Origin of the sequence: Janthinobacterium sp. HH104, from assembly GCF_001758715.1 — a bacterium.
GTDB classification, from domain to species: domain Bacteria; phylum Pseudomonadota; class Gammaproteobacteria; order Burkholderiales; family Burkholderiaceae_D; genus Janthinobacterium; species Janthinobacterium aestuarii.
The window spans coordinates 1-18,166 of sequence record NZ_LRIB01000063.1 but is presented as its reverse complement, the minus strand read 5'-3'; the positions used below and the strand labels follow the sequence as shown (position 1 = coordinate 18,166).

At 62.8% G+C, this 18,166-nt stretch carries 15 protein-coding genes; 8 read left to right on the top strand and 7 right to left on the bottom strand.

The window, feature by feature from the left end; genetic code table 11:
* The 6 genes from JAB6_RS27865 to JAB6_RS28785 form a co-directional block, all read left to right on the top strand.
* Positions 1-1,207 (top strand): type VI secretion system Vgr family protein (locus JAB6_RS27865; RefSeq protein ID WP_139143542.1); only part of this gene is annotated, 1,207 nt, incomplete at its 5' end.
* Positions 1,208-1,275: 68 nt separating this feature from the next.
* The gene (locus tag JAB6_RS27860) at positions 1,276-2,127 is read left to right on the top strand and encodes a DUF4123 domain-containing protein (protein WP_175444631.1); all 852 of its coding nucleotides are present in this window, start codon (positions 1,276-1,278) and stop codon (positions 2,125-2,127) included.
* Between the two features lie 37 nt (positions 2,128-2,164).
* The gene (locus JAB6_RS27855; RefSeq protein ID WP_139143540.1) at positions 2,165-2,584 is read left to right on the top strand and encodes a hypothetical protein; all 420 of its coding nucleotides are present in this window, start codon (positions 2,165-2,167) and stop codon (positions 2,582-2,584) included.
* 73 nt (positions 2,585-2,657) lie between these two features.
* Complete coding sequence (locus tag JAB6_RS28795) at positions 2,658-3,158, top strand: DUF3304 domain-containing protein (protein WP_083293098.1); 501 nt, start codon at positions 2,658-2,660, stop codon at positions 3,156-3,158.
* A gap of 53 nt (positions 3,159-3,211) precedes the next feature.
* Positions 3,212-3,709, top strand: a complete 498-nt coding sequence (locus JAB6_RS28790) for a DUF3304 domain-containing protein (protein ID WP_139143539.1) — start codon at positions 3,212-3,214, stop codon at positions 3,707-3,709.
* A 31-nt stretch (positions 3,710-3,740) separates the two neighbouring features.
* Complete coding sequence (locus tag JAB6_RS28785) at positions 3,741-5,891, top strand: DUF2235 domain-containing protein (protein ID WP_083293094.1); 2,151 nt, start codon at positions 3,741-3,743, stop codon at positions 5,889-5,891.
* Between the two features lie 59 nt (positions 5,892-5,950).
* Here JAB6_RS28785 and tssA read toward each other — a convergent pair whose 3' ends face one another.
* The 7 genes from tssA to JAB6_RS27810 are packed head-to-tail and all read right to left on the bottom strand — an operon-like array spanning position 5,951 to position 15,346.
* Positions 5,951-7,000: a type VI secretion system protein TssA gene (tssA, locus tag JAB6_RS27840; protein WP_070306076.1), complete on the bottom strand. Its 1,050-nt coding sequence runs from the start codon at positions 6,998-7,000 to the stop codon at positions 5,951-5,953.
* A 19-nt stretch (positions 7,001-7,019) separates the two neighbouring features.
* Positions 7,020-7,814 carry an OmpA family protein gene (locus JAB6_RS27835; protein WP_070306074.1) on the bottom strand — a complete coding sequence of 265 codons (795 nt, stop codon included), beginning with the start codon at positions 7,812-7,814 and terminating at the stop codon, positions 7,020-7,022.
* A 2-nt stretch (positions 7,815-7,816) separates the two neighbouring features.
* The gene (tagF, locus tag JAB6_RS27830) at positions 7,817-8,797 is read right to left on the bottom strand and encodes a type VI secretion system-associated protein TagF (protein ID WP_070306072.1); all 981 of its coding nucleotides are present in this window, start codon (positions 8,795-8,797) and stop codon (positions 7,817-7,819) included.
* Positions 8,794-12,690, bottom strand: coding sequence for a type VI secretion system membrane subunit TssM (gene tssM, locus JAB6_RS27825; RefSeq protein ID WP_083293102.1), 3,897 nt, complete (start codon positions 12,688-12,690; stop codon positions 8,794-8,796). Before tssM ends, tagF begins: the two co-directional genes overlap by 4 nt.
* Before the next feature lie 46 nt (positions 12,691-12,736).
* On the bottom strand, positions 12,737-14,185 hold the full coding sequence (locus JAB6_RS27820; protein WP_070306068.1) for a hypothetical protein: 1,449 nt from the start codon (positions 14,183-14,185) through the stop codon (positions 12,737-12,739).
* Positions 14,186-14,216: 31 nt separating this feature from the next.
* Complete coding sequence (locus JAB6_RS27815; RefSeq protein WP_034754859.1) at positions 14,217-14,486, bottom strand: PAAR domain-containing protein; 270 nt, start codon at positions 14,484-14,486, stop codon at positions 14,217-14,219.
* Between the two features lie 14 nt (positions 14,487-14,500).
* Positions 14,501-15,346 carry a M15 family metallopeptidase gene (locus JAB6_RS27810; protein WP_070306086.1) on the bottom strand — a complete coding sequence of 282 codons (846 nt, stop codon included), beginning with the start codon at positions 15,344-15,346 and terminating at the stop codon, positions 14,501-14,503.
* Between the two features lie 216 nt (positions 15,347-15,562).
* Between JAB6_RS27810 and JAB6_RS27805 the strand changes: the two genes are divergently transcribed.
* On the top strand, positions 15,563-16,339 hold the full coding sequence (locus JAB6_RS27805; protein WP_139143538.1) for a hypothetical protein: 777 nt from the start codon (positions 15,563-15,565) through the stop codon (positions 16,337-16,339).
* Positions 16,336-18,166 (top strand): type VI secretion system Vgr family protein (locus tag JAB6_RS27800; protein WP_139143537.1); only part of this gene is annotated, 1,831 nt, incomplete at its 3' end. The genes JAB6_RS27805 and JAB6_RS27800, both read left to right, overlap by 4 nt.

Genomic DNA, 18,166 nt, shown 5'->3' with positions numbered 1-18,166 from the left:
ACCGACCCCGGGCGGTATTGGCGGCGAGCCTGGCGACGCCGGCGTGTTCCAGCCGTCACACGATCACGCTGTGGCGGGCCAGGGCAATCTGGCGGGCGGCAACAGTCCGCTGTGGCACGGGGCATCCGCCGCTAGCGCCGGCCATCGCAATGCCAGCGCGCAGTGGGGCATCCGCAGCAAGGAGTTCGGCAAGGCTGGAGGCGCGGCGGGCTACAACCAGCTGCTGTTCGACGACACCGACAGCCAGGGCCGGGTGCAACTGAAAAGCAGCCATGCGGCCAGCGAACTCACTCTTGGCCACCTGATCCATGGTGCCGACAATTACCGGGGCAGCCTGCGCGGCGCCGGTGCCGAGTTGCGCACCGATGCGTATGGCGCGGTGCGGGCCAAGGCGGGCTTGCTGGTGAGCAGCTATGTGCTCAGGCACGAGGCCGCGCAACGCGATCCGGCCGGCGACAATGCCGGTGGCATGGCATTGTTGAAGCAGGCTGTACTGCTGGGCGACACCTTCAGCCAGGCCGCACAAACGCATCAAACGGTGGCCTACGCCAGCCATGTCGGCGCCAGCGCCGCCAATGCCAGCGAACTCGACGAGCAGGCGGCGCCCCTGAAAGCCATGCAGGCCAGCGTGGCGGGCATGCACGAACAACTGCCGCACACCAAGGACTCGCTGATCGCCATTGCCGCCAAGGCTGACCTGGGCCTGATCGCCGGCCAAGACCTGCAGCTGGCCAATGGCGAGAGCGTCATCCTGATGAGCGGGCAGGACACGCAATGGAGCAGCGGTGGCCAGTGGCGATTGCACACGGGCCAGGCCATCGGCATGCTGGGCGGCGCGATGAAGGCCGGGGAGGGTGATGCCGGGGTGCAGCTGATTGCCGCCCAGGGCACCATCGACGCGCAGGCGCAAGGCGATACCTTGCGGCTCCAGGCGCGCGACGAGGTCAACGTCATCAGCGCCAACGCGCATGTCGACTGGGCAGCGCTGAAAAGCATCCGTTTGTCGACGGCGGGCGGTGCCAACATCACGATCGAAGGCGGCAACATCACGATCCAGTGTCCGGGCAAGATCACCGTATTTGCAGGCAAGAAGAGTTTTATCGGCCCCACGCGCGCGCCGTATGTGATGCCGCCGCTGCCATCGAGCACTTGTAAAAGCTGCATTTTGAGCGCCATGCAACAGGGTGCAGCGGGAGTACTGCGGTGACGCCCGGCAGCGTTTCGGCATTGCACGGCTGGGTCCGGGCCAGTCTTGGGCGGCAACGCCTGCCTTATTTGCTGCTTGACAGTGCGCAGGCCGAAAACAGCCACCTGACGCTGCAGCGCTGGAAAGTGCCGTATGCCTCGCTGTTCGAGGAAACCCATGAAGCGAGCCTGCCCGAGATCGCGCCGCTGCTGATATCGCTGTCCGGCCTTGCGCCTGCCATGCTGGAGAAAGTCTGCGACTGGGCCGAAAAACTCGGTTATGGCGCACCTTGCCTGAGCTGGATGGAAAGTCCGTGGCCCTTGCCCGAACTGGCGCGGCATTTGCGCCAGTTTCACGCCGTCGGCCTGAGTGACGAGCAGCAGATGATGCTGCGCTGGTACGACACGCGCATCCTGCCCGTCTGGCTGGCCTGCCTGGAGCCGCTACAGCGCGAGCAGTTTGTGGCGGGACTGTTGAGTTTGCAGTACATCAACCGTTTTGGTGACGTTGCCGTCCTGCTCGATGTCGACACCGCCGGTGCTGCGCCGGACGCTGTGCTGATGGGCTCGCCGCTCATCCACCTGGACGATGCGCAATACGGCATGCTGGTCGATGCCGGTGACGCCGATACGCTGATCAGTCATTTACGGCGGGTGATCACGGACGAAACCAACGATACCCCGCCCCGGCTGCTGTACGAATTCGTTGCCCGCTACCAGCAGCGCGCCCTGGCCGCCGGCATCGACGACCTGGACCGCCAGACGCAATACCTGCTGCTGGCCCTGTACACCTCCGGCGCCGGCATCGAACACCCCGATTTCATCGCCCTCATGCAAGACCCACCCACCTCTATCGAAAGTTTCTATGAAGCCATGCAAGCCTTGTCCGACGACGTATGGGAAGCCGGTCCGCCCTTGTGGGGCATTCAACTTGAAGCTTGACCGGCTCCCGGCGCTGGCACTATGCCTGAGTTTGGCCTTGGTGATTGCCAGCGGCAACGTCGCGGCGCAGACAGCGGTAAAAGCCGCGCCGCAGGCGTCAAGCGCCGTCAAGCACGCCAAGCTGAAACCGGCCGACACCGCCAACCTGGTCAGCCATTTGCGGCGCGTGATCACCGATGAAACCAATGACACGCCGCCGCGCGTCCTGAACGCCTTTGTCGCGAAATACCAGCAGCGCGCGCTCGATGCCGGGATCGATGACCTCGACCGGCAAACGCAATATGTCTTGCTGGCGCTGTACACCTCTGGCAAGGCAATGGAACAGCCCTTGTTTGTTGAATTCATGAAAAACCCACCCGCATCGCTGGACGCTTTTTACGACGCGCTGCAAGCGTTGCCGAAATCCGTTTGGGAAGCGGGGCCGCCGCTGTGGGAGACGTATGAACCCAAGGGATAAGTTACATCTAAGGTTGATGTAATTTTCATTTCAATCTCGGGATGTATTTGGTCAATGAATTTCAGGAACTCAGATGATAAAAAGGCTATTTCCAAGAAATTTAATCAATGTATTTTTATGTATTTTTATGGCATTTTCAAATACGGCATGTGGCAAGGAAAAAATGGACTTGACAGTCAATTTGAGCGCCTACAATCATACCGAGAATGGAATCGGTGGATATGTCGTGACGCTATCAAATGGGTCAAGGGTGGAAGCCGGATTCCTTGCTCCTGGAAAAGGTGGAGGAGGGATGACTTGCTGCCTTTCCCTGCCGACAATATGGCGTCCGGGAATGACTGCAAATATCATCATGAGTTCAATAGGAAATGGCAAAGAAATTCATGTGGAAGAAAGTGTTCCGGTGCCAAAGTACACTGCTGGCGATGCTGGGATGTTCATTGTACATTTTCTGCACAATGGAAGTTATAAAGTATTTGTGACCAGATACCTGCTGGGACATCGAAAATATCCTCTTTATGGAAAAGAGGCTGAATTGCAGCAAGGCGAGCCGCTTGAGATAATTTGGGAATAATTTTTCTGATATGAATGTTATTTGCGATGAATTATTTTTATTCTTGAGAGGTTATGATGAATTTATTGGGAAAACGATTTTATTGTGTCCTTTTATGTGGGTTTCTTTTGTTTTCAAATATGGCTTGTGGCAAGGGAAAGATGATGTTACCAGTCAATGTAAGTGGATATAATCATACCGAACATGGGATTGGGGGTTACTTAGTGACCTTGTCGACAGGGTCGGAAGTGGAGGTCGGTTATCTCGATGCGGGTTCCGGTGGCGGCGGATACACTTGTTGTCTTGCAATTCCAGCAGTATGGCAGCCGGGAATGACGGCAACAATCCGCATGAGTACCATAAAAAATGGAAAAGAAATTAGTGTGGAAAAAACCGTCCCAGTGCCTAAGTATGTCTCAAGCGATGCTGGAAGATTTATAGTACATTTTCTGCACAATGGAAATTATAAGGTATTTGTAACTAAATATGCATTAGGGCACAGAAAGTATCCACTCTCAGGCAAGGAGGCAGAGCTTGAGCCAGGTGTGCCATTGGAGATTATATGGGAGTAATTCCAAAAAAATTGTTCATGGAGCTTATATAATGTCTATTATTTATACTGGACGTAAAGCCCCCTTGGATGGGCGTCGCAGGCTCACGGCAAAAGAATCGTCACAACGTGCAAAAGCCATGGCATGTGTTAGATCACCTCACAAAACTGAATGCCAAGGGCAAGTTTATATCGGGCTGTTTTATGATGGGAGCGGAAATAATGCTGCGTGGAGGCAGGTTGATCCCGTTGTCAATCCGAAAAATCTTACACAGCGGCAACGGAACAAGCACAGCAACGTTGCCAAGTTGTGGGATGCGCATCTTGAGCAAGAGAGAAATGGATATTTTAGTGTCTATATGCCAGGTGTAGGAACTCCGTTTGCTGCTATTGGTGACACTATTTCAGCCCTTACCGATAATGCTGGCGGTGGATTTGGCTATATGGGCGCCGATAGAATAAACTGGGGCATTACCTCGCTGTTCAATGCAGTGCATTCATACTTGACCGGCTCCAACTTAATTGAGTCCGACACACAGCGGGTGCTGGTTAACTTGATGAGTTCTCAGATGCTGCTGGGTAAAGAGGGCGTGCGGCGCTGGGCAATGTTGACCGCTCTGGAAGAGCGTCTTGCAAAGGTCGTAAAAACCCATCAGCGCAAGGTAAAGCAAATTAATGTTTCCATTTTCGGTTTTTCCCGTGGCGCGGCCGAAGCGCGTGCCAGTGCACATTGGCTGCATCAGATATTTGAACGGGAAAATGGCGCATTTGAGCTTGCCGGCGTACCCATTCGGATAGGTTTCCTGGGAATTTTTGATACCGTTGCGGCAGTAGGTGTGGGTGATGTGACACCAGTCACCTTTGGTCATATGGCTTGGGGAGATGGAACGCAGAGCATCCATCCAGTAGTCGAAGAATGTGCCCACTTTATTGCTCTGCATGAACAACGCGCGAGTTTTCCGTTGGAATCGGCAACTGGACGGGGTAATGTAGGATATCCCGGCATGCATTCCGATGTGGGCGGCGGTTATTACCCGGGAGAGCAGGGCCGATCCATGCCGGCCTGGGGGCCCTCACCTCACTTGTCGCAGATACCGTTGATCGACATGCATTTCGCCGCCCTCAAAGCGGGAGTGCCGTTATTGACGATCAAAGAAATGAACGAAAAACAGCGTGTTGCTGTTCGAAAGTCTTTTTCCACCGACCCAAGACTGATCGCCTCCTACAACAACTGGCTGACGCATAACGGCATCAAGGGCGCTGACGTGAAGACCTTTACCGAGGCGCATACAAAACAATATCTGCGCTGGCGCGGCATGTTGCACGCGCAGGGAAAAGCGCAATTGAAGACCAAGCGTTTTTTCAAGGAGTCGGATAAGCCGGGCCAGAAAGACTTGCTGGAGGCCGATAGCGATCTGGGGGTATATCTGCGCTCCTGGCGCGAACGAAAGAATGCCAACGCGACCTTGTCGGGATGGCTCAATGAACGCGCCAAGACGGTCTTGCATCGCGTCAGCCCAGCTGGCATGCTGTTTGTCGAAGAAGGAAAAGACCCGTTAAGCGACTGGGAAGAGCGGTTTTTGAAAATCATGACGGAAGGCGCGCAGCCGCCGGCTGGCTGCGTCACGCTGTTTGAGGATTATGTGCACGATTCGCGCGCCGGCTTTCGCATCTTGGGCAAGCACGAGCCGGTATGGCTGACCGGCGGCTATGGCCGCTTCCGCCACGTTTTCGTGCAAAGCGATGATTATTCGAACATGTCGAATATCGCCAATGAATCGCTGAAGGCCGTCAAGGCAGCGGGCGATGCGGCCGTGACCTACTTCCAGAAGCTGTATGGCTACACCGTCAGCACCTACCGGGTGGCGCGCAGAAAGATCGCTGCCACCGCGCGGGCGGTGTCCGAGGCCGAAAAGCGGCTGGAACGGCAGGCGGTGGAAACGTACAGGGAAACGAGCCGGATGATCGTCGATGGCGCCACCCGCGCCGGTCACGAGGTGCACGATGCCGGGGTGGAGGCGGAAAAGAAATTGAACCACGCAGTCAAAACCGCGAAAAATGCCATGCAGCAAGCCAGCCAGGAAGCCCGGCTTTATTATGAGGCAGAAAAAAAAGTCATTTTGAAGTACGCGAATGCAGAGGCCGAGTTGCTGGAGCAGCTGAAAAAGCGCTGGATCGAGCAAGACCGGGAAAAAACGAAATAAGACGGATTCAGGTACAGCTGCCTCTGGCGGCGGCAGAGGCACCGCCAGAGGCATGGATCTTAGCCATTGCCGGGCGGTTGCACACCCAGCAGCTCTTCAATATGCGCCAGCGAACCGGCATCCTTGACCACCGAACGCAGCCAGCTGTGCAAATCCTGGTCGGCCGCATTGGCGGCCTTGTCGGCAAAATAGGAGACGGGGCTGTGCGGTTCGCTGCGGCGGAAGAATTGCGCCACGGCGCGTAGTTGCTCGATCGCCTGTGCACGCGTGGTGATGGTGCCTGGCGGTCCGGCCGGGATCGCCGGCACGGCCGGCGCCATCGCGCTTTCAGCAATGGCCACACCGCCATCCGCCGCAGCGGCGGGCGCGGCGGGCGCCACGCCGGCACTGGAGGGCATTACGCGCAGCATCGCTTCGACGGCTTCGCGTGCCGTGGAAAAGGCCGGGCTGTCGTTGCCCAGCCGGGCGTCGACGACTCTTTCAAGCTTGCGCAGCGCTTCCAGGCAATCTTGCGCGTCGACGGCGAAACTGGCGCAAAAGGCGGCCGAGTTGTTGCGCCGCGCCGCTTCCATATCGGACAGCTTGACGCCCTCATGCTGCCTGGCGGAATCCCCCGGGGCGGCCTGGCGCCGCGCGGTCTCGAAATCGATGGTGGAAAAAGCGCCGCCCGGGCCGCCCGTGATGGGCACTTCGCGCAGCAGCGCCGGGATGCGCGAGAGTATCCAGCTGAGGTTGCCGATGCGCTGCTCCTGGTCGCCGTCCTCGGCTTCGGGGAACAGGCCCCGGTCCCAGAATTTTTCGCACAGCCCCGCCAGCACCAGCAAGCCTTCGGCCATGCCGCGCAGGTGGTGGCGCTTGGTGCCCGCTTCGGTCAGCCAGACGGCCAGGCGCAGATCCTTGCTGCTGCCGGCAAGCAGGCCGGCGCAACTGCGCACGACGAAGTCCCAGTCGGCCTCCTTCAGGTCGGCAACCCATTCGCCCTGGTCGAGCGTGGGGTCGTCGAACTTGCGCGCCAACGTGATCGCGTCGAGTTCGGGCGAAAACGCCAGGTCCACGCCTGCCGGTTGTTCATTGCTGATCGGAAGTAATAACTGTTCGGCTGAAAACATGTGGTCCTCTGATGGATGGTTATTGCGCCATGCGAAATTCAATGCGCCGGTTGCGGGCGCGCCCGTCCGCCGTGTCGTTGCTGGCGATCGGCCGGTCAGAGCCCTGGCCCGATGCCGTCAGCAGGTCGCTGTGGATGCCTTTCGATGCCAAGTGGAATTTGACGGCCTCGGCCCGCGCCTGGCTCAGGCTCTGGTTACTGGCGCGCAAGCCCTGGTTGTCGGTATGGCCGATGATCTCGACCTTGCGGCCGGCCAGCTTTTGCATGGCTGCCGCCATTTCATCGAGGATGGCGCGGCCCGACGGCGTCAAGGTGGCCTTGCCGCTTTCAAACTCGATCGTGCGGTTGGCCAGGGTTGTGTCGAGCACGCCTTGCTCGCTGGCCGACACGCGCAGGCCATTGTTGACGGTGTAGGTGGGGTTGAGGCTGGTGGCGATATCGCTGGCGATTTTCTGCCGCTGCGCCTCGTTCGCCACTTCGCCGCGCACGCTGACGACGCTGCCGTCGATTTTCAACTGGCCGCGGCTGATTTGCTTGAGGTTGGGCGACAGCAGCTTTTGCACATACGCGTTCCAGTCGGCGGGCAGCACCACCTGGCCGACGGCGATCTGGTCGACCACCTTGTCGGCGCCGTACAGCTCACGCAGGCGCACCAGCACGGCCGCCTTGCTCGCTTCGTCTGGCACGGTACCGGCGGCCAGCACCTGGCCTGGCTGCGGCGTGGCGGCCGTGGGTATCGCTGTGGGCGCTTGCGCCGAAGCGGACATGGCGGCCAGCGCCATGCCGAGGAAGAGAACGATACGGGATAGGCGCATGGTCAGGTTCCGATAAAGGCGGCGCGCAAGGAATCGTGCGCCGATTTGAGCGAGAGATTGGCTTGCGCCAGATAGGTCGACACTTTCTTGATCGCATAGTCGCTGCCGACCTGTTCCTCGACCCAGTCCAGGTCGTCGAACGCGATATGCTGATCGAGCGCCGCTTGCGGGTTCATCAGCACATGCAGGGTCTGCGCCGACGCGCCGGAAAATCCCAGCACCAGCGTCTGGCGGCCGCGCAGCCGGGTGATGAACAGCGCCAGCTCGAAGTCGGCGCGCGCCAGGAACGGCGTGATCAGGTGCATCCAGAACGCCGCCACCATGTTGCGGTACAGCGGGTCGGCCGGCAGCGGTAATTCGAGGCTTTTCTCCAGCCGGCTGGAACTGCTGGCCATCACCGGCTGCAGCAGCAGGCCCAGCGCCAGCAGCACCTGCCGCACCGTGCCCGTGAAACCGGTGGGCGCCAGCAGCGCGTCGAGTTCGCCCACGGTCTGCATGTCGAGGAAGTCGTTGAAGGTGGCTTCATAGGCGGCGGCGCGCAGGTCGAGGTCGATGCTGGCATGGCTGGCCGCGTGCAGCGCGTTGCCCGCATCGGGGCCGCGCATGTCGTTGCTGAGCGCCTCAAAACGGTTCCACAGGCGCGACAGCACCAGCGGACTGTTGGCGACAAACGCGGCCGGCTGGTCCACTTCCATGGTGCTCATCATCAGGAAGGGAAAACGGCGCGACGAGGCATCGCTGCTGGCGGCGATATGGCCGGCGATGGCGCGTCCACGGCGCGGGCCGATAAAGGCGAAATGCATGGGCGGCAGCGCATCGTAGGTCAGCTTCCAGCGCGCGTCGGCGCTGAGCAGGTCCATCGCCTGCGCCAGCCAGTCGTCGAGGATCTTCAGCAGGGCCGGGTTGTCGCTGGCTTTGACGAAGTCGCCGCGGCTGGGCAGCTTGCCGAAATAGCCGATCGGGGTGGCGGTGGTGCGGTTCATGGCGCGACGGCGGCATTGGCCGCGGTGGCGCCTGCCGGCGCGGGAGTGTTGACGGCCGGAACGCTCTGGGCCACGATTTCCGGCAGCTTCAGGCCGCGGAAGCCCGCAGCGCCCGAGGCGGTGGCCGGTGCCGCAACCGGCGCCGGAGTGGCGACGATCTTCAGGTTGGCCGCCACGCTCACGCCGCTGTTTTCCCAGCTCAGTTCGAATACGCCGCCATCCTTGCGCTTGCGCTTGGCAGAATCGATCATTTTCTTCAGGCCGAAATGGCCAGGCTCGTTGAGCAACACGACCGTGCGGCCTTCCGGCGTGATGGCGCTGATGCGCGCGCCGGGCGTACCTTGCGGATTCGGCCAGACCATATGGATCCACGGCTGCGGCTGGCCGCGCCAGCGCAGCGCCTGGCCGTCGATCTCGATCGTGTACTCGGTGGCGCCGGTGGCGGCCAGCGCCTGCAGGTCGAAACGGGTCTGCGCTTCGCCGGCGCCGGCCGCCGTGGCCACGCCGTTGGCGCTGAGCGGGGCGATCCAGCCGGGGAAGCTGGCCACCACGGACGGCGCCAGGCCGATGCCCATGTTGGCCCAGGTCTTGGCGCTGAGCGAATCGCCACGGCGCACCACCAGCGGGCCGATGGTGGTATTGAAGAACTTGGCGATGCTGCCTTCTGGCCCGAACACCTGGCCGATATCGGCATTGCTGGCCTCGCTACCCGAGGCGGGCGCAAACGGATACTTGGGCGCCAGGGTTTTCTGGAACGGTTCGAGTACCTGCGCCAGCCAGACCTTGTTGATTTCCGTCTCGGTCGGCTTGATGATGACGGCGAACGTTTGCATCAGCGGGCGTACCAGCAGCGGCCGGATGGCCTGCTTTTGCGCATCGGTCATGCCGGTCAGCATCTGTTCATCCACGTATTTGAGCGCATCGGCCAGTTCCGAACCGGTGCCGTCCAGCGTCTGCTGCATGAACTGCTTGGCGCCGGGGCCCGTATCGCCCTGGTTCTTGATCTGGTTGAAGCGGGCGCGCAGCTTCGACAGCGCATCCATGTAGCCGCGCATCAGCGAAGCGTCCTTGTCCTTGGTCACCACCAGGCGGGCCACACCGGAAAACTCGCGGCCCACCGGCCCCATCGGCAAGGCGCCGGCGGCGGGCGCGCCGCTGCCGATATTGACGTTGATGCCGGACGGTTTCTGGCGCAGGATGGTTTCCTTGAACCAGCCCATCATGCCGCGCTGGGCCCGCTGCAAGCCCTGGCCCAGCAGCGAGGGGTTGTCCCACGAGGTTTCCTTGTACACCGTTTCGATCAGCTTGTTGATCGGCGAGGTTTGCGGGTCGCCGAGCCGGTTCATGGCCGCCGCCGCGTTGTCGAAGCCGTTCAACTCGCGGATGCTGACGCCCTGGATGAATTTCTGCCATTCCTTGGCGTAGTCCGTTTTATACAGTTCGACCAGCGCTTTCTGGATCTGCTCCGGGCTGCCTTCGAGGGTCAGATCGTCCTTCGACGCCGTTTTCAGCACCCAGTCGGCGCTTTGCAGTTCGCGGTTGGCCGCCTCCTGGAAGGCTTGCTGGATGAATTGTTCCCAGGCGTCGCGCGTAAACGTGCCGGGAATGGCGTAGCTGCCCAGCACCAGTTCCTTGTCCTGCTCGCCGACAATGCGCGCCACCGTCATCGAGGCGAAGCGCGTGGCGGCGCGCGCCTTGACGTCAGCGTACACGCGCTCGCGGGCCGGCATGCCCCGCACCACGCGGCGCAGGCTGTCGCGCGACTGGTCGACCAGCGCCAGCTTGCTGTCGACCTGCGGCCAGGATGGGTCGTTGATCTGGGTGAGGTAGAACGAAATCATGCGTTCGGCGCTGCGTATCATCTGTTCGCGCGGCATGCTGCCGCGGTTGCTGTCGAGCCAGACCCGCCAGAAACGGGTCAGCTGGTCATTCAGGTGGCTCGCTTCGGCGCGCGACTTGTCGCTCAGCATCAGATAGGTTTTCAGGGCGTTATAGGCGTCTTCCACATTGGCCGGCGAGGCGTCCTTGAACTGCTGTGCGCCGAGGTTGACGGCGGCCGCCGTGGCTGGCGGTGCGGCGGCAGGGGCGCTGGCCAGGGCTGGCGTCGGCGTGGCGGCCACCGGTGCGGCCAGGGTGCCGGCTGGCGCGGGCAGGGTAGCGGCCGCGCCGGCTGACACCGCGCCCGACTGCGGCGTGCTGGCCATCGGCTGCAAGCGGCTGGCGCCGGCATTGACCTCGGCCAGGAAGGCTTCCAGCGATTGCGCGACCGGGGTCAGCATCACTTCACGCACACCCGAGAAATATTCTTCGCGCAGTTTGCGTTCCAGCAGTTCCCCCTGATACAGGCCCAGGCCCAGCGAGATGGGCCGGCTGTTGCGGTAGGCATCGAGCTGCTCGATCCGGTCCTGCATGATTTCCAGCGCTTCGAAACGCGATTGCAGGTCAAGCCGCTTGTCCTGCACCTTGATCGCCTGGTCCAGGTCGGCCTGCACGTTGGCCACCAGCTGGCGGTTGGCCATGTAGGACCAGCTCCAGCCGGCCAGCGCCAGGCCCACCAGCGCGGTGGCGGCAAAGAAAGTGGCGTAGCGCAGGCGGGTCTTGGCTGGACTGGCGTACTGGGCGACCAGCTCCCTGTCGGCGAAGATCACCTTGCGGAACAGATTGAGCAGGAAATAGCCGTGCTGGTCCTGTACCGCGTTCTGTTGCTGCGGCTGCAATTTCAAATCGAAGCGCTGCGCCACGCGTTCCGACGAGGCCGATACCGACATGCCTTCCTGCAACGCGCTGGTGAAATAGAAGCCGCGCATGACGGGCTTGAACTGGAACGGGTTTTCCTCGAACAGGGTGGCGATGAAGGCGCGCAGCGAACCCTTGATCGCGCTGAACTCGAGCGGGAAGGTGAACACGCCCGGCGGCATGCGTTCCTGCTGCTGCAGCGCCATGCTGGCCAGGCTCAGCTCTTTCAGGCCGTCATACAGTTCGTCGAAACGCTGGTCGAACTGCTCCAGTACGTCCTGTTTGGAACTGGTCTGGCTGTAGGGCAGGGTGGCGCCCCATACCCGGTCGCGTTCGCCCCGTTCCGTGTCCTGGAAGAATTCGTTGAAACCGGTAATCAGGTCGGCCTTGGTGAACACCACGTAGACGGGCGCGTGCACTTCCAGCTTTTCCGTCAGTTCCTGCACCCGCTGGCGCAGGTTCTTGGCCAGATTGATGGCGAATTCGGGCCGGCTGCCAGTCAGTTCGGCAATGCTGACGGCGATGATGATGCCGTTGATCGGCGCGCGCTTGCGGTGTTTTTTCAGCAGCGCCAGGAAGCCGAACCATTCGGCGCGGTCTTCGTCGTTGACGGAATAGCGGCCCGCCGTGTCGAGCAGGATGCCGTCGGTGGTGAAGAACCAGTCGCAATTGCGGGTGCCGCCGATGCCTTGCACGATCTTGCTGTCGGCAAAAGGAAACTGCAGGCCGGAATTGGCGATCGCCGTGCTCTTGCCGGCCGCCGGATTGCCGATGACCATATACCAGGGCAGCTCATACAGGGCCGCGTCACCTGACAGCTGGCCCAGCTTGGACGTCTTGATGGTGCCGATCGCTTCGAGCATGCGCTTGCGGATGGTTTCGGTTTCCTCGCGCTGGGTAGGACCCGCCTTGGGCGCCGCGCCAGCCGTCTGCTGTTCCAGCATGCCGCCGAACCGTGCGGCATCGCGCTGGCGGCGCCTGCGCTGCAGCCACCATACTGCGCTGGCGACCAGCAGGACCAGCGCCAGCGGCGGCACGATCCATACCAGCGGCCATTCGAAGATGATGGCGCAACTGGCCAGCAGCGCGGCCAGCGCCACGAAGCCGATGGCGAACAGGCTGAAACGGGTAGTAATGGAATGCCAGAATCGTTGCATCATAGTATGAGGGGCGAGAGGTTGATAGGCATGGTGGAGGGAGGGGTCATGTCGCTGCGATGGATTCAGGGGCAAGGGCCGCCGGCCCCACCACCACTGCGGCCCGGCGGAAAGCGTCGAGGTTGCTCAGGCATAGCACCTGGCTGGCATTCTCGGCCGCCTCGTGCCGCGCCAGCACGAGCGCCGCCAAGGTGGCCACCTGGCCGCTCTGGCCGCAGGCCGCCGCCACGCTCAGTACGTCGTTGCTGAGATCGATATCGGGCAGCAGCGTGCCGGCATTGTTCATCAGTTCGATCATGCGGCTCGAGCGCTGGTCGGCATCGGCGTATAGCCGCGTAATCGCGGCCGGGGCGACAGACGCCGCCGACATCGCCTTGCCGCCCAGCTCGGTCAGCAAGGTGGCATCGCCGTGGCCGCGGCTGTCCGCCGACTGGCCACGCACGGCCATGCTGGCATGGTGCAGCAGTACCGGCGTGTCCACCTGCAGCGCCGCCGCCTGGGCCGCGTCGGCCAGCAAGAGGCCGGCCGCGCCTTCACCGGGAATTTGCCCGCCCGGCTGGCCCGCATTGAACAGCAGGCCGCGCGAGGTCCAGTCATGCACGGTCAGCTCGCCGATATGCGAACCGCAGGCCAGCACGATGGCCAGGCAAGGCAACTCTTGCAAGGCAGCCTGCGCGGCCAGCTGTTCGATCAGCGCCAGCGGCCCGCTGTCGCCGGCCAGGTGCACGCCGAGCTTGTCGGCAGGCCAGCCTTGCTGTTCCGCCTGTGCCTGCAGCCAGGCGGCGCCCGTGTCGCGCTGCGGCTGGTCCCAATCGGGTGGTAACAGCAGATGCAGCTGCAGGGTCGGCAGCGCCAGCGCGGCGCGCGATCGCGGTTGCGCCGCCTTGTAGTCGTCGAGTTCCGTGTGCATCGCCGCTTCCTGCATCAGTTCGGTCAATACGTCCGCGCCCAGCGCCAGTGCGCGCAAGTGTTCGGCATCGAAATGCGCTGTTGCGCCCTGCGCCGTATCGGCCGGACGGGTCCGCAGCCAGTCGTCAAGCAGTGCCTTCTGCTCATGTTCATCGACATCGGCCACGCGGGCGCTCATCACCGGGTAGCCTTGCGCGTCGGTCAGTTCCGGGTCGAGTTCGGGGCGCTGCTGCTTGTCTTGCAGCGCGGCCGCCAGTTCCGGCGCCGAGGCGCCGCCCGGCATGCGCAGCGCGGCGGCGGCCAGGTGCAGCGGCGCGCGCGGCGCAGGTGCATTGCCGGGCGCCCCGGCGTCCGCCCCGGCGGCGTCAGCCAGCGCGGGAGATGCCGCCGGCGCCGTCAGCCTGGCCAGCAGTTTCTTGCCCAGCCACCAGCTGATGAGCAGCGCCAGCGGCAACGCCAGCATGCTGCCGGCCAGGTCGCCCGTCGACGGCATGCGCGTGCTGGTGCGCCAGTACCAGATCGCGCCGCCCCAGCACAAGGCGAACACGGCCAATATCAGCAGGCTGCGCCGCAGCCACGCGCGCATCAGCGCGCTCCCTTGCAGTGGCGGCCCGACGTCATAGCTGATCCGTGGTGGCTTGCTGGCTGGCGATCAGCACCGCGCCACAGCTGGTCTTGTCGCCCTGGCGGGCCACCGGCTTGCCATCGACGATCCAGCTGGCGTCGCCGCTGACGATGGGGCAGGTGCCATGGCCAGGCCGCGGGCACGAAACCTTGTCGCCCACGCGCGCGATGCCGATGCCGCCGCTGTCCGTCACCGCCGAGGCCTCCAGCACGCTGCCGCCATGCGATGTCTTGTCACCCAATCTGATTACAGGACCAGCCATATGTGCTCCTTAAGTCATCGTTGTTTTTTCATCACACCAGGCACGCGCAGTTCCGTGTGGCCGAAATCCATCATTTTCCAGCGGCCGCCCCAGGTCATGCCAACCGATTCGGCCACTTCGCCATACAGCTGATAGCCGCGCATGGCCCAGGGATCTTTTTCCGAGATCACCAGCTTGCCGTCGCGCAAAAAGGCGCAATCGGCCGCCAGGCCATACTGATGCCAGCTCTGGAACGCGGCCGCATTGGTGACATTGCTGCCCATGCCGGCCAGCATGTTTTGCCGTTCCGGACTGCGGTAACCTTCCAGGATGGCCATGTCGTAGCCATGTTTTTCCTTCATGATCTTGAACACCAGCAGCAGCCTTTGTGCGTACTCGGTATTGAGCAGCGTCCAGTTGCGGCTGGCCGATACCAGCATCGGCCGCACTTGCTGTACTTCCTCGGTGGCGAACACCAGCGGCGGCAGATCCACCGGCGGCACCAGCTGTTCGCCTTGCAGCAGGGCCGATACTTGCGTATTCATTTCGCGCGTCGACACTTCGTAGCCGCCCAATACACTCTTGCTGCCTGCCAGCAAGGCGATTGCCGGTGGCAGACACATCACCGCCGCACCGCCCAGGAACAGCAGGTAATGGCGGCGCACGAACGCCGCGCTGCCGAGCAAGGTGCTGGCGCCACCACGGCGCAGCGTGTCCAGGCCGGCGTTCCTGCGCCGGGCAAGCCGATCGAGCCGTGCCCCGATGCCTTGTTCGGCCGTCGCCAGCGCCCGCAGCAGCAGTTCGCGGCCCGATGGAAACAGCACGAGCCAGCTGATCAGGCATGCCAGTAAAAAATAGAGTGCCACCGCCAGTAGAAACACGTCCACCCCGCTTGAAAAAGGCGCCATGCATGGGCAGTGGAGTGCGGCTGCGCCAGCGTTTGCGCTAATATTGCCTGTGAGTATATCTTACTAACTTGCTAATTACGGACGCTTAGTTTCAATTGTGCGCCGGGTGCGCACTGTTGATTTCCTAACATGCGTCACGCTTTTTTTTATTGTCGTAAGGTATTGCAAATATTGACAGGAGTTAAGATTTTGCAAAGCAATGACGACAGCCCACGGCCATCGACACGGCCCAGCTTATTGACGCCCGCGCAACAGGCCGAGGCCGACCGCAGCCGTATCCTCAACCATCTCGAAGGTGGCAGGCGGCCTGCGCCCGTGCCGCATGAAGGCAGGCGCGCCAGCCGGTGGCCCATCTGGGGCGGCATGCTGGCCGGCGCTTTGTTGCTGCTGGCCACCGGCGCCTGGCTGGGGCAACACGAGGCGGCGGCGGTGGCCGAACCCGCGTTGAGCAGTACGGCACCAGCGCCGGAAACACCGGCCGTGGCCGCCGCGCCCGTCACCGCCGCAGCCAGCATCCGCGAGGAGGAACAGCAGGCGCTGCCACGGCAGAGCTTGAGCGAAATGCTGGGCGCCGACTTGCCAGTGCCAGTGCCAGCGCCGGCGTCCGTGCCCGGCCCCAGGGATGTGCTGAGCAAGGCGCTGGAAAGCCCGCAGAAGAGCGCGTCCAAGCCGGCGCGCGCGCCGCAGAAAAAACCGCCAGTAAAACCGCTCAAGCCCGCTGATCCGGCCAAGCCCGCCGTCACGCCGGAACAGGAAAACGACGTGGCGCTTCTGGCCGCGCTCGTATCGCATGCCCAGGCTGGCACGCCGCCCAAAAAAGCGCCGTCCAGCCTGCAAGTCCAGTTACAGCAATGCAGCAAATTGAAACCGGCGGCCGCCGATAGCTGCCGGCAGAGGACCTGCGCCGGCCGCACCGACAAGCCGTTATGCAAGGCGGCCAGGGCTGCGGCGAAAGGCGCGCGATGAGCGCAGCGCAGCTGGAGCAGGTGGATGCCGCGTTGGGCGCGTTCTCCAGCATCACGCGCTTGTACGAGATCACGCTGGAAGGCGACGGCGCACAGGATGCGGGCCCCTTGCTGGTGGAAGCGTTCGCCGGTGACGAGCAATTGCAGACCCCCGGCGCGTGCGATGTCATCGTGCTGTCGACCAGCGCCCAGCTGGCGCTGGCGCCCATGCTGGGCAAGCTGGCCACGCTGCAAGTGAGCCTGTTTGATGGCAGCCGCGCCAGCTTCAGCGGCCATGTCAGCGAGGCGGCCATGCTGGGCAGCTTCGGCGGCCTGGCGCGTTACCGGCTGCGCCTGACACCGTGGCTGTGGCGGTTGGGCCAGGTGCGTAACAGCAGAGTCTGGCAAGACAAGAGCGTGATCGAGATCATCGAGTCCGTATTCCAGTCCTACGTTCCCGCGGCGCGGTGGCGCTGGAGCGACGACACGCGTCCGTTCATGGATGGCGCCGCGGTGCGCAGCTATTGCTGCCAGTACCGCGAATCGGACCTCGATTTCGTTGGCCGCCTGCTGACCGAAGAAGGACTGGCATGGCGCTTCGAGGAGCAGGAAGGCGGCCATTGCCTGGTGCTGTTTGCCGACAGCAGCGCCGACAGCGCGGTGCCGGAAGATGCTTCCAGCGCGGCCGGCGGCGGCATCCGCTTTCATGGCGCGCGCGCCGGCGAGCAGGGCGATACGCTGCAGGCGTTCAGCACGGCGCGTTCGCTGAACACGGCGCTGGCGACCGTGCTCAGTTATGACTACAAGGCCAAGCAGGCGGTCGCGGCCGGCGTGCCGACCCGGACGGCGGTGGGCGGCCAGCATGCGCCATTGCTGGAAAGCTACGATACGCCTGGCCAGTATTACTATGCCGACGCTGCCCAGGCCAGCCGCTACGCGCTGTTGCGGATGCAGGCGCTCGAAGCGCGCAGCGAACGCTGCGTTGCGCGCTCGACGGTGCGCACCTTGCGCGCCGGTACGCGGTTCAGCCTGACACAGGGGCCGCTGCAGGGGGCGGGCGGCGATGCGCCGGCCCCGGCTTATACGGTGCTGCGCGTCTGCAGCGTGGGCGTCAACAACTTGCCGGCACCGGCCAGGCAAGGATTGGCTGAACTGTTCGGCCCGATTCCGGAACTGCTGCAGGAAAGCCTGGGCACGCTGAACCTCGGACTGCGCCACATCGAACACTTCGAGCAGGTGATCGCCCAGGCGGTGGCCAGCGGCTATGCCAATCATCTGGAAGCGATTCCCGCCGCCACGCCGTGGCGCCCGGTGCTCGGTGAAAACGGATTGCGCCAGCATCCGAAACCGACCGCCTGCGGCAGCCAGAGCGCCATCGTCGTGGGAGCCGATGGACAGGACGCGGCCAGCGGCGCCGATGAGATTTATTGCGACAAGCTGGGCCGGGTGCGCATCCGCTTTCACTGGCAGCCGGAAACGGGCGCGACCTGCTGGGTGCGCGTGGCGCAGCGCGCGGCCGGCGGCGGCATGGGTAGCCAGTTCCTGCCGCGCATCGGCCAGGAAGTGCTGGTGCAATTTTTGGAAAACGATATCGACCGGCCCGTCATCGTCGGCGCGCTGTACAACGGCCAGGGCGAGGGCGGTACCAAGCCGACCCCGGGTGGTGTTGGCGGCGAGCCAGGCGACGCCGGCGTGTTCCAGCCCGCACACGATCACGCGGTAGCGGGCCAGGGCAATCTGGCGGGCGGCAACAGTCCCTTGTGGCATGGCGCCGCTGGCGCCAGCGCGGCGCATCGCAATGCCAGCGCGCAATGGGGCATCCGCAGCAAGGAGTTCGGCAAGGCGGGCG